Source organism: Flagellimonas nanhaiensis (assembly GCF_003382275.1).
Lineage (GTDB): Bacteria > Bacteroidota > Bacteroidia > Flavobacteriales > Flavobacteriaceae > Flagellimonas > Flagellimonas nanhaiensis.
In genome coordinates this window covers 1109171-1124645 of record NZ_QTJX01000001.1, presented here as the reverse complement: position 1 = coordinate 1124645, position 15475 = coordinate 1109171, and the positions used below count along the sequence as shown (strand labels likewise).

Genomic DNA, 15475 nt, shown 5'->3' with positions numbered 1-15475 from the left:
AACAGGATAAGCATAGCAATTAAATGATGAAATCATTTCGTCATTGATATAGGCGGCTCATAAGAAATTATGAGAGTTTGTATTGCAACGCAGTACTTTTGTTCTTTATTAATGGGATTCATGATAAAAAAGTCTTTGAAGAATACCATACTCATCAACCTGGGTGCCTTTTTGTTGGTGCTAATCCTGGAGCTATTAGGTGGATGGATGCTTGTAGATAAATATGACACGCTTTATTCCTTTTATTTATGGGGACTTGGTTATACTATCAGTATTATGACAGTTATATGGATAAATCATTTTGTTCTTATCCCATATCTTTTTGATAGGAAAAAATATGTTTTATACGGATTCCTGCTTATTGGAGCCATATTTCTAGGAGTCAGTATAAAAATATATCCGAAGTTCAGCTGGATTGGTATTACTAAAATGTCTTCTTTTCTTATTTACACTACAGGTACCGGTATGGCCGCTTTCTTTTTAAGGAGAAGTGCACTCATGCAAAGACAAAAGGAAGAAAAAGAAAAATTGCAACAAGAATTGGAATTGAACTACCTAAAGGAACAGGTAAACCCACATTTTTTATTCAATTCATTGAATAGTATTTATGCTCTTTCCAGACAGCAATCCAAGGAAACTCCAGAGGTTGTCATGCAACTTTCAGAATTAATGAGATATCAATTGGAAAGTGCTAAAAAAGACTTTGTTTCACTTAAAGAAGAGTTGGAGTTTATTGAGAATTATTTATTGCTTGAAGAAAAACGGTTGAGCAAACGGTGTGCCATTGAATTTTTAATTGAGGGAGAATCATCAAACTATAAAATAGCGCCGATGCTGCTCATACCTTTTGTTGAAAATGCGGTTAAACATGGGGCCCAAGCCACCAATGCGCAGAGCACTATTGATGTGAATGTTTCCATAAAAAATTCCACGCTTCACGTTCATGTTGTAAATTCAAAACATAATGTAGCATCCCAATCGACAAGAATGGGAACGGGACTCGAAAATGTGCAGCGGCGTCTGAATTTATTATATCCGAATGCCCATGTTTTAAAGATCAATGATACGGAGACAGCCTATCATGTAAATTTAACCATTAACATAACGGACTAGTTGGAATGATTAAAATTGCCATTGTTGATGATGAACAGTTAGCACGTGAAGTGCTAGAGGAGTATTGTTCCAAAATAGACAACTTTGATTTGGTCCTAAGTACCGGGAACCCTATTGAGTTCGTTAATTTTATTCAGCAGCATAAAGTTGATCTCGTTTTTTTGGACATTGAAATGCCTGAACTCAATGGCATGGGAATTTTGCGTTCTATGATACAATCACCTAAGGTGATTTTAACAACAGCATATTCTGAATATGCCTTGGAAAGTTATGACTTTGGTGTGGTGGATTACTTATTGAAACCAATAAAACTTGAGCGCTTTTTACAAGCAATAAACAAAGTTACAGCTTCAACAATAGCAGAACCCAAACGGAATAAGAAACAAGAAGAACTTCCCATAAAGCATGATGGATTACCGATTACCATTCCGCTGAAATCAATTCTCTACATTCAAAGTTTTGGGAATTATTTAAAAATTTTTACTGATACCAGAATGTATCTTATTACCGAGACCCTTATTAATATCACAACCTTATTATCTGAAAATTTCCATCGTACACATAAATCTTATATTGTCAATTTGGACAGAATTACAAAAGCTACCCGAACGTATTTATTGATTGAGGATAAAAAGGTTCCTGTGAGTGCTATGTATAAGGTGGTGGTTTTTGAAAAATTGGAAGCTTTAGCAAAGCTGTAAATACTGATTCTAAAGCGTCATTCCATACACATTACCCTCCCCTCCTACCTTGGGGTCGTGTAAAAAGTGTTCCATTGCCTTTTTTGAAGAGAGTTTTCAGAAGAAATTTTCAGGAAGTTCGGTTCAAAATTTACCAACGCTACAGCTGGCTCCTACCTCAAAAGGCCACAAGACCTTTTTCATCCTGCCGTATCAAAACTCAAGTTGTATAACGTTGCACGTTTTATAGTACACGATTTACCGGTAAGTAAAGAGGAGGTTTTCAATTGAAAGCCTTATTTATGAACCAAGAGCGCATTGTTATGAATCCTGCAAATGACATTTCAAAAAGTACAGTCTAACATTTTAAAATGTACAAGTAACATCAATTTCCAATCTATAATTTGACAAAGAGAATTTACCGGAACAAAAAAATAAGAAAAATTTAATGGTTTGCTCTGATTTCCCTTAAAAAGCTTCTGTTTGAAATAAGATTCCAATTTTCTCCATTTTCTGGATCATTTTGTGTTTCTCTTTTTAAGTTTGGAGCCAGGCCCTCGCTTTTTTGTCAATCTGATTAACTAGACCGCTCAAAAACTTTCCAGGACCAATTTCAATAAATTCAATAGCTCCATCCTCTATCATGTGAAGAATGGTATGGCGCCACATTACAGGCGAGGTTAATTGATCAATTAAATTTTTCTTTATTTCTAAAACATCATTTACAGGTCTACCTGCTACATTCTGATAGATAGGGCACGTCGGTTTTCTGAAATTTGTTTTTTCTATAGCTTGAGTGAATTCATGAACTGCAGGCTCCATGAAAGGTGAATGAAAAGCACCATTGACTGTTAGTTTAAGAACTCTATCAGCACCATGCCTTAATTTTTCGCTGACTTCTTCCAATGCTTTCATTTCGCCAGAAATTACTACTTGGTTCAGGGTATTATAATTTGCTGGTACTACAACACCATCAACTTGTTTACATATGTTTTTCACAATAACATCATATAGACCAACCACCACTACCATGCCAGTGTCTTTAACGTTACATACTGATTGCATAGCAGATGCGCGAGCCTTGATTAGTTTCAGGGCTGATTCAAAGTCTAAGGATGACACTACAGCTAAGGCAGATATCTCACCTAGGGAATGACCTGCGACCATATCGGGTCGAAAATTAGCCCCTAAGATTTTTGACTGGATATATGAATGCAAAAAAATAGCAGGTTGCGCAAATGTTGTCTGTTTCAATTCTTCAGCCGATCCATGAAACATAGCTTCAGTAATTGAAAAGCCCAAGAGCTTATCAGCATGTCTAAAATATTCTCGTGCTAGGGCTGAGCTTTCGTACAACTCCTTTCCCATACCTGGGAACTGAGTTCCTTGCCCTGGAAATAAATAAGCACGCATAAATACAATTGATAATTACAATAATGTTGATACTTGCTTAAAATTTAAAATTTATTCGACAAAGACCTGATAAAGAATGTTGTAAAGAAAATTCTACCGAAGTATAAATCTTATCCAAAACTCTTATGCTGATTCATTCCATACAATTTCTCCCCCCCACTCTGCAAGTTCATGAAAAGGTTTTTCAGATCTTCCCTTTTAATGGTGTACCAAAGCAAAATTACATAGCACGAAAACATTATAGTTCAAATGTATTTCATCCATTAAGACACTCATAATGTGGTTTTATTTGGGCAATCGGTTCTTTATGGTTGCGATTTGCCCCATATGATTGGCCGAATGTTCCATTACGTGATACCAGATATAATGGTAGTTGAGTCCCTCTTCTATATTTGAAGCAAACCAATCATCATCTTTGGTTTTGAGCTCTTTCAAGGTTTTTTCCCTGATTTCATCCCATAAATCTAAATAATGCTTAATAGGTTTACCTTTAAGTATATTTCTTACTTCTTCGTTAAGTTCACCTGCAATACCAAATCTCACAAGCTCATCTTCTGTCCATTCCCGCCCCTTTAATGTCGCGGTCTGATAATAAGATTCCGTGGACACCAAATGCATAATCAATGATCCTATGCTATTGGCATCAGCATCATACAAAAAATCAATTTCTGATTGGTTCAGGTCTTTAACTTGTTGGGTAATTCTATCTTTTAAATCTTCTAGCATGTAGACCATTAAGCCAATCTTTGGCGAATAACCCTCGACTGATTTCAGCTCCCCTTGGGCGTTCAAAAGGATTATTGGCAGCAATAGTAGTATGGATGCGACTTTTGTTTTCAGGGATCTCATAGAGCTATTTTCAAATCAATATCTATTTCAAAGATATTATATAATCCCTCCATATAGTACAAATGTATTGTTCAGTATACGGTACAGAATATTTTTTTAATTTTCCTCTAGGGAATTAAGAAAACAAATGAACATTCAAATTCAGAGCAAATTATTCATACGAACAAATCAAATAAAACAAGAAAGACAATCCATTTGGTTTCTTCATGGGTTTGCTGATTCTGGGTTGGCTTATAAGGAAGTGTTCGATTCCCCACTTAACGAAGACTTCAACATCTATGTAATTGATTTGCCAGGGTTTGGTGTTAGCCCAATCAATTCAGATTATGTTTCAATTAAAGAGCAAGCCAATCTTATATCGAACATAGTGGAGAAAGAAACATCCAATCAAAATAAAGTGAATTTGGTTGCCCATTCTTTAGGAGCATTAATAGGTACATGGACATGCCAAAACCTACGAGAAAAAGTAAACTATTACTTCAACATTGAAGGGAACCTGACAGAGGCGGACAGTTATTTTTCAAGTAAGCCTACCAAATTTGAATCTGAAGCGGAGTTTGTCGAGTCGTTCAACAAAGAAATATTTGAGAGGGCAAAATCTGAAGAACGGTATAAAAGGTATTATTGTAGTTTAAGGCTTGCGGAACCAGATGGGATGTGGAATTGGGGCTTGACCAGTCAAGAACACACAATAGGTAACAAGTGTGGAATTGAATTCAAGGAATTAGCGTGTAAAAAAGTCTATATATGGGGTGATGTTGATACTCCCAAAGAAACCCAAAAATTCATCAAAGAAAATGAAATTCCAAATCGATTGTACAAAGGTATCGGCCATTGGCATATGGTGGAAAATCACACACAATTATACAACGACATAAATGAAAAATTAAAAAGTGCTTAGGCCAAGTGTGAAGTGTTCATGTATCCATACAGGCTCACTCCATTTAATTGAACAATAGTAATTAAGTGGGATAATGTTATCAATGGTAAAAAGGACCAACAGCTAAAGCGGGAGACTATTGCTCAGGTACCAGGCGGATAAGTCTACCAGGACCTTCTACTGCAATATAGAGGTAACCGTCCAATCCCATTTGGGCGTCACGTACCCTGCCGATACCCTCCAACAGCTCTTCATGACTTATAACTGTGTTACCATTCATCTTTAGACGATGGAGGTATTCGAATTTGAGTGAGCTGACGAACAGGTCATTTTTCCAATTTCCATAAAAGTCGCTTGATACAAATGTCATTCCGCATGGAGCAATGGAAGGGGTCCAGTAATAAACGGGCTGTTCCATGCCATCCAACTCCGTAAGATCTGTAAAGGTAGTGCCATCATAATTGATTCCGTAGGAAATAACCGGCCAACCATTGTTATCCCCTGCTTCCAAAATATTGATTTCATCCCCTCCTTGGGGTCCATGCTCGCCTTCCCATAGCGCTCCGGTTTCAGGATGTAAGGTCATGCCCTGAGGATTGCGTGTTCCGTAGGTAAAAATGGAATTGACGGCTCCGGCGGTGTTATAAAAGGGATTATCGGTAGGAATTTGACCATCGTCATGGATACGGTGTATTTTTCCATGGGCATTGCCTAAATCCTGGGGGTAAGCATCCCTATTCCCACGATCACCTACGGAAACATATAGATAACCATTGTTATCAAATACCAATCTTGAACCATAATGGTGAGAACTGTTGAGATACGGAAGTGCCGTAAATATGTTCTCCACATCAACCAGATTGTTACCTTCAAGCCTACCTCTTGCCACCGCTGTTGTCCGCTCGGATCCATTGTCGGGATTGATACGGGAATAAGATAGATACACTAATGCATTGTTTTCAAAATCTGGATGTATCAGTACGTCCAACAATCCTCCCTGCCCTTGTGAAGCAACAGCTGGGACACCAGAAACTTCTGTAAGTTCCTTATTGTTATTTACCAAGAACAACCCTCCCCCACGCTCGGTAACCAAAATTTCGCCTGTAGGCAATTGTTCTATCCCCCAGGGAATGCCGGGAATCTCATCGGTTATGGTTTCCAATCGGAAAGTAAGGTCATCGGATGAGATCAAACCTGATAAATCTGGGTTCTCCTCCTCCAACATTGCTTTGGTTTTCCCATCGATTTCGGTAAGTATGTAGTTGGTCAAATCTTCAATGGCCTGCTCGCCCAATGCAGACCCATATGCCGGCATACCATTGCCTGCATACCCATCCGTTATAGAATTTATAATATCTTCCATAGAATCACCGTAGGTCCAATCGCGTTCCACAAATGAACCCAGGTCTTGGCCATGGCAACCTCCACAGTGGTTTCTATAATTGAGGGCTGCATCTCCTAAATCAACAATTTCATTGTCAGGATCCTCTTCGGGTACCTCGGGATTCTCCGAATTGTTACAGCTTAACACGATTGACAAAAACAACAGCAATACCAATTTCATTGTTGTTTTTAACCATTTGAAGACATACTTTAATTGGAAAGTTATTTCAGAAAACTGATTTGAGGTGATTGGGGCCATAACACTTTGTGCATCAACGTTACATTAATGTAACGTTGATTATTAAAATAAAGTATGGGATTGCAAGTCGAAATACATTCAACATCAGCAGATTACGTGAGCTACAACAAGATATATTTTACTAGAGCTTGTTTTTAATCTCAACTAAAACCGCTTTCAATTCTTCATAACGTTCCATTACATCTTTGCCAATGGTTTGATCAGCACCATTCACCATATTATAGAGATATGAGATTTGTGCTATCAACATTTGCTGTGGATAGGCTCCTTCTTCATTCTTAAGCTGTTTTAATACTGTTTTTATATCTTCCAATCTCTCACTATTGGTTTTAGTCTCCAATTCTTTGGATTCTTTTTCCAAGCTATCTTGCAATAACCGGGCCTCGGTCAAAAGCATAATGACCTTTTGCTGCATATCATATTGTTCATCAAGTGATGAGGCGGTCATACCACTCTCTTTTACCCTAGGGTCCAGCAATACTTCAAAGTCCTGGCTCATACTTTTGTCTCCTACTGTAAGTTTTGCTGTATAGCTTCCTGGAGGTAGCATAGGTCCGTTTTTGTAACGCTTTTTCTTCTCTTTGTGCCATGCTCCTTTTCCAAGCAGATTCCATTCAAACCGATTTAGGCCTTTCTTAGCTTCCAATTTTTTGTTGACATAACGAAAGGTGGAACTCAAGTTCATGTCCTCCTCTTCACTTACTGAAGATTTCAGCTGTGTGCTATCACTTAAAACCGTAGCAACCAATGCTTTCTTGGCATCAAAAATTTCCAGTTTCAAATCTTTTGCAGATTCAGGCAAATAATAATCAATATAAACCGCTGTTCTGGGATATTTAGGAAAGGTATTGCCTGAACGTACCTTAGGGTAGCGATATCGAATAGTGGTATCTGGTTTAAAAAGATGTGGATTTTCTCCTAGCTTGGACATCACTTCATCACGCAGACCGGTGATGTTATCCAAAATCCAAAAACCGCGCCCCATAGTGCTTATGATTAAATCACCCCTAAAGATTTTTAGATCGGTGATCGGTGTCACGGGAAGGTTTTGTTGAAAAGACTGCCAGCTATTGCCATCATTGAACGAAACATACATACCATATTCAGTTCCGGCATACAGCAAACCTGGTTTTACAGGGTCTTCGCGCAACACTCGAGAAGTATGATCATTAGGGATTCCGTTGGACTCCGTACTCAATAAAGTCCAAGTGGAACCATAATCATTGGTTTTATAGAAATATGGTCGAGGATCACCCAATAGATGCCTATCCACAGCAATATAAGCTGTGGCTACATCATGTTTTGATGGTGCAATGGACTCTACCCTACCTCCTTTTGGTAATTTCTTCGGAGTTACATTCTGCCATGTTTTGCCCCCATCTTTGGTCAATGAAACCACGCCGTCATTGGACCCAGTCCAAATGAGGCCTTCTTGTATACTGGATTCTCTAATGGAGTACAAGGTGCTGTAATACTCCTCTCCTGTAATATCTCGTGTTATCGGACTTCCGGAAATTACTTGTTTGTCCGCTTCAAAAGCGGTCAAATCTGGAGAAATGGTTTCCCATGAATATCCATCAGAATCGGTTTTGTGTAGAAATTGTGATCCATGGTACACCACATCGGGGTTATGTGGCGAAACATGTACTGGAGCGACCCTTTGAAAGCGGTATTTCAAATCCTTCGGATTGTGTCCGTATATATTGGTTGCACCTACATAATAGCTCTTTTCTACCCCGGTTAATTTATTAAAGACTCCAAAACGCCCTTTACAATTGGCATAGACTATATTGTGATTTCCTGGTTTGGGTACCGCGGGACCTGTTTCACACCCGCCTGTATTTATTATCCAAGCTGAACCAAGATTTTGTACTGCGCTGGGCGGAAAGCTGGGTACCGCAATGGTAGTATAATTGTCTTGCTGACCGGCATATAACCAATATGGGTATTGGTCATCCACTTCAACCTGATACAGTTCTGCTGTAGGTTGGTTAAACTGTGTAGACCAGGTTTTGCCACCATTGAAACTTACATTGGCCCCACCATCATTCGCCTGAATCAATAATTGAGGATTGTTCGGATTCAACCAAATGTCGTGGTTATCGCCATGGGGAACTTGCATTTCTTTCCAAGTTTTCCCGCCATCTGTTGATTTGATCAGTGGATTGGCATTGGAATATACGATATCCGGGTTTGTGGGATCCAACTCCACATTGGTATAATAAAATGGTCTGTTCACCAAGCGAATATCATCGGAAATATGCTTAAACGACTTTCCTTGATCTACAGATTTATAAAGTCCTTGTTCTCCCTTAGGTGCTTCAACAACGGCATATAGGATGCTAGAATTGGCAGGAGAAACCGCCAAATCTATCTTGCCAATGGTATTCTTGGGCAGTCCATTTTCAAGTTTTGTCCAATCTTTACCTCCATTGACGGATTTGTATACGCCCCCCTCCTTTTTCGAGCCTCCCGATATAATCGTCCAAGGCTTACGTTGGGCCTTCCATGCTGCGGCATAAATAACGTTAGGGTTCCCCGGTAATAATTCGATGTCTGAAAAGCCCACTTCATCAGAAACGAACAGCACCTTTTCCCAGTTTTCCCCTCCATCTGTAGTTTTAAATACACCCCGCTCAGGATTGCTCTTAAAAGCATTGCCAATGGCAGCAACCCAAACTACATTACTGTTGGTGGGGTCTATTTCCACAGCACCGATTTGACCTACATTTTTAAGTCCAATATGTTCCCATGTTTTACCTGCATCAATCGATTTGTATATGCCCTTTCCACTAATGACATTACTACGCAATCCATCGGAACCTGTACCTACATACACAATGTTTGGGTCGTTTTCCGCTACTTGTATCGCCCCTATGGATGGAGTGTCAAAAAATCCATCAGAAATATTGTTCCAAGTGGTTCCGTAGTCTTCTGATTTCCATACACCACCACCTGAAGCGCCTAGATAAAAAGTGCCAGGTTGCATTGCTACTCCAGTTACTGTTGTAACGCGGCCACCTCTGGCCGGCCCTACCGTACGATATTGAAGGGCTTCAAAATCTTGTGAAAACAAGGTTGCACCAGTGGTAAGAAATAATACCAAGAGTAATTTTAGCTGTAGAGGGAGGTTTGTTGCAGTCATGAAATATGTTGTGGTATGTCTTTTATTCTATTGATACGGGTTACTTTTCCAAAGGACTTTAAAAGCTCTTTTCTTGATTCTAAGGCTTCAAGTATACAATATAACTTTATTGTGTATTTGAACGGAGTTAAATTCTTGATTTTCAATCTTCAATAATATAAGTCATGGCGTAAATATCATCAATAAGCGAGATAGAAACGTCAAGATCAATATAACAAACATAATTCATATACATCAGTCTTCTTTTAAAAGAGGGTCGTTTCTTATTATTAGAGTTTGTACTTGTTTTTGACCTTCTAATTGTAAGGTGACTTTAAGCTCGCCTTCGGTAGCCTTAGCGAGTCCCAACGAAGAATCTACCTCGAGTGTGTTTAACAATTGGCTTATAATTCGCCTTTGAACTACTATAGAGTCTTTCGCATTTTTAAATTTCTCAATTGTATTTCTAAGCCTCGAGCTTGTTGAGTTCTGTAGAACTTTATCAAAAGCCGTATTGAGTTGTGTCAACTCATCCTCAGTATATTCCATAGCATCGAATTCTCGATTCCATAAAAATTTATTGAACCCGGGTTTTGCCTTAAGCTTCTTAGTGAATTTTCGTCCTTCGCTATCCTCAATCATCAGCTGTAAATCTTTATTGGCATGAGCCTCATTTACGTAATAATAAATCAATGCATCCACTTCAAAACGCGCTCGAGGAAGAGAGGATACCGGACGGATAACTTCCGGATTGTCACCCCCAAACCAAAAATGACCTCTTTGACCACCCCTACTCACATTTTCCCAAAGCGTACTTGTGGGTTGTTCAAAAAGATAAAAATCAGAATTGATGACATCAGTATTCAATTGTTGTAGCGCATGGATATTATCCATTACAAAAAGACTTCGTCCATGGCTTCCGGCAATTAATGAGTGATCTCTTGGGTGAATTGCTAAATCATAAACACTTACCGTAGGCATCTCTGGCATGAATTTAAACCAGTTCAATCCTCTATCTATAGAGGCCCATACTCCGGTTTCTGTGCCAATAAACAGCAAATTCGGATTTACCAAATCCTCACGAACTACTCTTATCACCATATCAGATGGTAGACCGTTGGTTATTCTGTTCCAGGTCTTTCCAAAATCTTCGGTTACAAACAGATACGGTTGGTTATCATCGCTTCGGTGACCGTCAAAAGAAAGGTATGCTCTACCCGCTTCATGGGAGGAAGCCTCAATTCTGCTTACCCATGTGCCCTCTGGAACACCTTTTATGTTGGCTCTAAGCGGCTTCCAATCGACCCCTCCATTTTGGGTAAGGTGAACAAGGCCATCATCGGTGCCTGCCCAGATAATACTTTCATCAATTGTGGATAACGAAAGTGTACTTATAGTACAATGAGTTTCTGCTCCGGAATTATCGGGGGTTAACCCTCCACTTGCTCTGTATTTTGTTTTTTCAGGGTGGTTGGTTGAAAGGTCAGGGCTTATCAAGTTCCAACTTTTGCCATCATCGACCGATTTAAACAAATGATTACCTGCCAAGTATAAATTCTTGGATTTTAAATCCATCTGGAAAGGAGCCGCCCAATTGTACCGAAATAAGCGCATTGTATCTATTTCTTCTTTTGAGTAGTAGCTTTCAAGATTTGAGATTGTACTTTTCCTGGGTTTAATACTCGATATTCTATGTGTTACGGGATCGTACTTGTTTAAACTTCCATTCTCAGAAGAAGTATATAGTTTGCGCCAATCGTCAGGGTCAGATTCAGTATACTGCCCATCACCCCAATGCACTTTCCAATTGGAATCGTTTAAAATACCTCGTATGTCCCTTGAAAAACTGGATGTGGCATAAAACCCGTTATCTTGGAGTCCTCCATAAACATAATAGGGATCTCGGTAATCAAACCCAATTCTATAGAATTGGGCAATTGGAAGATTGTCGAATAATTGGAATTTTTCTCCATGATCATGGGTAATCGACATTCCTTTGTCAGCTCCTAAATAATACCTGTCGGCATCTGTAGGATCGAGCCACATAGCATGAAAATCACCATGTACTTCTTCATCTTTGCTGCCATTTCTGAAAGTTTTTCCTCCATCCTCAGAAACCCTGTAAGATGTAGTCAGTAAATAAACCCGTTGATCATCATTAGGATTGATTCGGATCTGGCTATAATAGAAAGGTCTGTTATTATAGGTATTGACATAGGTCCAGCTTTCACCTCCATCTTCGGATCTGTAGACTCCCGAGCCTGGCTTTTGCAAATCATCTGTTTTTTCAGCTTCAACCAAGGCCATCAAAATTTTTGGATTCTTTCTATAAATGGCCAATCCTATCCTACCTGTTGCCCCTGATGGAAGTCCATTTTTCAATTTCTTCCATGTCTTTCCTCCATTTGTTGTTTTGAAAATACCTCCATTGTCCCCTCCACTTTCAAAATGCCATGGCTGTCGCAATCGCTCATAAAAAGCAGCATACATAATGTTGGGGTCATTGGGATCTATGATTAAATCCGTACAACCTGATTTTTTACCTTTAGGTAATCCCTTTTTTATCTTTTCCCAAGTTTTCCCTCCATCCTTGGTTCTAAACAAGCCTCTTTCGCCATCATATCCCCATAAATGTCCAATGGCACAAACACAAGCTTCCTCTGGTTTGTTAGGAATGGTCTGGATTCTGGCAATTTGATGTGTATCGTTCAAACCTACATTTTGAAAAGTTTTTCCACCGTCTTTTGACAGGAATACACCATCGCCCCACGAGACACTATTCCGATTGTTGGCCTCACCGGTGCCTACCCAAATAATGGAAGGGTCTTGCTGGTAAACCGCAATATCGCCAATTGATGCAGTTGAATAATTATCGAAAATTGGCTTCCAGGTAGTCCCGGCATTTTCGGAATACCAAACCCCACCCGAACCTGTGGCCATGAACACTTTTCTAAATTGATTGTCCAGGGCTTCAATATCAACAATTCGTCCTCCCTGATTCGCAGGACCGATATTTCGCCACTTAAAAGTAGCATCAATGCCTTGTACAGATTGGGAAATCGAAGTAAATGAAATACTGAATAGCAGGATAACGAGGTAAATTTCTCTCATGGCGGACAGCTAGAATTAGTTAGGGTTATTTAGTTTGAAAGCTGACAAAAAAGATAGTTATTCTGAAGGCATAAAAGCATTCCAATTTTAAATGTTTTTGCAATCCAATTTCTATCGTGCTACCCCTCTTGATATGCCCTTTACAATTACACAATTGGTTTAAGGTGATGGGACATGCAATGTGAACAATAAAACAGTCAATAGGAATAAAATATATTAAATTCGTGCAGCAGATATTATATGAATAAATGAAGAAAATAACTTTATTGTGTTTGGCTGTTGGAGCTGTATTTATGAGCTATTGTCAGACAAATGTCATATCGACTTCTTTTTATAAAGATGTCACAAAAACAAATTTACCCTACCAAGATTTGCAGGCGTTGTCCATGGACGCCGGAATTGCTGATTTGGACAATGACGGGGATATGGACATTCTAATTGCCAATGAGCATAAACCCAATATTTTGCTTATCAATGATGGCACTGGAAAGTTTACCAATGAAAGTGCCCTTCGGATACCACAAGTTGATCATGATAGTGAGGATATTGGGTTTGCCGATTTTGATTTGGATGGAGACTTGGATATTATCATAGTAAGTGAAGACGATAAGACCAACGAGTTATATTTGAATAACGGAGACGGTACTTTTACAGATGGAGGAAGTCGGATTCCTGTTACGGGCACCTCCAATTCTGTAGTTGTATTTGATATCAATAAAGATGGTGCTGCCGATATCCTGATAGGAAACAATGGTCAAAACAATCTTTTGATCAATGATGGAAAGGGATTCTTCAATGATGAAACTACCCAACGATTTGGTGAATTTGTTGATGTTACTCAAGACCTTACCCTTGCCGACATAGATAATGATGGAGATCAAGATTTGTTGGTGGGCAATGAAGATGCCAATCGTATATTGATCAATGATGGGAATGGTTTTTTTGCAGATCAATCCTTGGATAGGTTGCCGTACCGCTCGGAACCGGAGGAAACCAGAGAGGTAGATGTAGCAGATATCGATGGTGATGGTGACCTGGACATTTTATATGGAAATGTTGAAGCTTTTGTAAATAATGCACTGCGTCAGAACCGATTGCTCTTAAATGATGGAAATGGATTTTTCTCGGATATAACCAAAACCCATTTACCAAAAGATAACAACCGTTGTTTTGGAGTCGCTTTTTTAGATATAGACCATGATGGGGATACTGATATTATGACCGGAAACACCAACGGCCCTCAATTTGGAGGCAATTCCCCTTTTAGTGTCTATCTGAATGACGGAAATGGAAAATTCAGTGATGCCACTGGTAAATTAATTCCCGAAAATATTATAGGAAAAGGTTTTGATATAGATTTTGTGGACTTAAACGGAGATGGTATCAAAGATCTGTTCCTGAGTAACCGTGGGTCACAGGATTTTCTGCTTTTTGGAAAATAAATAACCATCGTTTCCATATAAAACGAAATCGGGCAGAATGAATTAGATAACTCTTAGGAAAAGTCGTTTGAGGACAATTCTGCGGTCAATTTCTCGAGCATTTTCACCCCTTTTTCCAATTGCTCTTTAGCAATATATTCGTCAGCACGGTGCGCCTGTGCTATGGAGCCAGGTCCGCAAATAGCTGATTGAAATCCTTCATTGGCAAATTGCCCAGCTTCCGCGGCATAAGAAACAGTGTCCCATTTAGAATTACCGGATATACGTTTAATTAAATCTACTACATCATCATCTGCTTTGGTATCCAAATGAGGTACAGGAGGATGGTGTTCAATGGTCTTGATCTCGAATCCTGGGAAAATCGCATGCAACTCTTGTTCACGTTGTCGACAATAGGCTTCAAATTCATCAACTATGGATTGTATATCGTCCATAGGAATAGTGCGCAGGTCCCAATAAAAATGTGCTTTGTCCGCAATCACGTTGGGAGCAATCCCTCCGTTGACTAAACCAATATGGATACTGGAGTGCGGTGGATGGAAACGGTCATCCAAACGTTTATCAGCAATCAATTGGTCCATCTTCGCTTCCAACCAGAGAATTAAACGAGCAGCTTCGTGAATAGCACTCACTTCTTGTTTTATTCGACTACTGTGTCCAGCAGAGCCATTGACGTAGGTCTCTAAAATATAAATCCCTTTTTGACCCACAATGGGTTCCATCAAAGAGGGCTCGCCAATAATGGCATATTTTGGTGTCTCCCGATAATGAGTGTTGATTGCCCTAGCCAATTCCGGTGCTGCCAAACAACCTACTTCCTCGTCATAGGAAAAAGCAAAATAAATGGGTTTTTTTAAGTTGGCGTTTACCATCTGGGGTAATGCAGCCAAGCAGCAAGCTAAAAATCCTTTCATATCGCAGGAGCCTCTACCATATAGTTTTCCATCGCCTTTATCCGTAAGGGTAAAGGGATCGGTGGTCCACTCCTGCCCTTTCACCGGAACCACATCAGAATGACCGGAAAGAATGACACCCCCATCAACTTCTGGTCCAATTCGGCAATGCAAAGAAGCTTTGTCACCTTCTTCATTGGGTACTAAATTTACTTCGATACCATAAGATTCAATATGGTCTTTTATCCAATGGATAATACTTAGATTACTCTCGCCTCCAAGCACAGGAAACGAAACCAATTTTGCAAGAATACTTTCAACGGTCATA

Annotated in this window: 10 protein-coding genes; 4 read left to right on the top strand and 6 right to left on the bottom strand. The window is 39.3% G+C overall.

What is annotated here, in order from left to right; translation table 11 throughout:
* Window positions 1-120 precede the first annotated feature (120 nt).
* A complete protein-coding gene (locus tag DX873_RS05160; protein ID WP_181899439.1) occupies window positions 121-1113 on the top strand; it encodes a sensor histidine kinase in 993 nt (330 codons plus the stop codon).
* A 5-nt stretch (window positions 1114-1118) separates the two neighbouring features.
* Window positions 1119-1814, top strand: coding sequence for a LytR/AlgR family response regulator transcription factor (locus tag DX873_RS05155; protein ID WP_116183429.1), 696 nt, complete (start codon window positions 1119-1121; stop codon window positions 1812-1814).
* Between the two features lie 516 nt (window positions 1815-2330).
* On the opposite strand, the gene fabD is transcribed toward DX873_RS05155, so the two are convergent.
* Both fabD and DX873_RS05145 read right to left on the bottom strand, forming a co-directional pair.
* Complete coding sequence (gene fabD / locus DX873_RS05150) at window positions 2331-3206, bottom strand: ACP S-malonyltransferase (RefSeq protein ID WP_116183428.1); 876 nt, start codon at window positions 3204-3206, stop codon at window positions 2331-2333.
* 285 nt (window positions 3207-3491) lie between these two features.
* The gene (locus tag DX873_RS05145) at window positions 3492-4055 is read right to left on the bottom strand and encodes a DinB family protein (protein ID WP_116183427.1); all 564 of its coding nucleotides are present in this window, start codon (window positions 4053-4055) and stop codon (window positions 3492-3494) included.
* A gap of 127 nt (window positions 4056-4182) precedes the next feature.
* Here DX873_RS05145 and DX873_RS05140 point away from each other — a divergent pair, with 127 nt between their 5' ends.
* Window positions 4183-4956 carry an alpha/beta fold hydrolase gene (locus DX873_RS05140; RefSeq protein WP_116183426.1) on the top strand — a complete coding sequence of 258 codons (774 nt, stop codon included), beginning with the start codon at window positions 4183-4185 and terminating at the stop codon, window positions 4954-4956.
* 115 nt (window positions 4957-5071) lie between these two features.
* Here the strand turns inward: DX873_RS05140 and DX873_RS05135 are convergent, their stop codons facing one another.
* The 3 genes from DX873_RS05135 to DX873_RS05125 all read right to left on the bottom strand — a co-directional run bounded on the left by DX873_RS05135 (window position 5072) and on the right by DX873_RS05125 (window position 12812).
* Window positions 5072-6499 (bottom strand): PQQ-dependent sugar dehydrogenase, encoded by a 1428-nt coding sequence (locus DX873_RS05135; protein WP_181899438.1) that lies wholly within the window; start codon window positions 6497-6499, stop codon window positions 5072-5074.
* Between the two features lie 199 nt (window positions 6500-6698).
* Window positions 6699-9722: a WD40/YVTN/BNR-like repeat-containing protein gene (locus tag DX873_RS05130; protein WP_116183424.1), complete on the bottom strand. Its 3024-nt coding sequence runs from the start codon at window positions 9720-9722 to the stop codon at window positions 6699-6701.
* 234 nt (window positions 9723-9956) lie between these two features.
* A complete protein-coding gene (locus DX873_RS05125) occupies window positions 9957-12812 on the bottom strand; it encodes a VPS10 domain-containing protein (protein ID WP_116183423.1) in 2856 nt (951 codons plus the stop codon).
* 248 nt (window positions 12813-13060) lie between these two features.
* Between DX873_RS05125 and DX873_RS05120 the strand changes: the two genes are divergently transcribed.
* Window positions 13061-14254, top strand: coding sequence for an FG-GAP repeat domain-containing protein (locus DX873_RS05120; protein WP_116183422.1), 1194 nt, complete (start codon window positions 13061-13063; stop codon window positions 14252-14254).
* 53 nt (window positions 14255-14307) lie between these two features.
* Here DX873_RS05120 and argE read toward each other — a convergent pair whose 3' ends face one another.
* Window positions 14308-15474 carry an acetylornithine deacetylase gene (argE, locus tag DX873_RS05115; protein ID WP_116183421.1) on the bottom strand — a complete coding sequence of 389 codons (1167 nt, stop codon included), beginning with the start codon at window positions 15472-15474 and terminating at the stop codon, window positions 14308-14310.
* Between the last annotated feature and the right edge of the window lies 1 nt (window position 15475).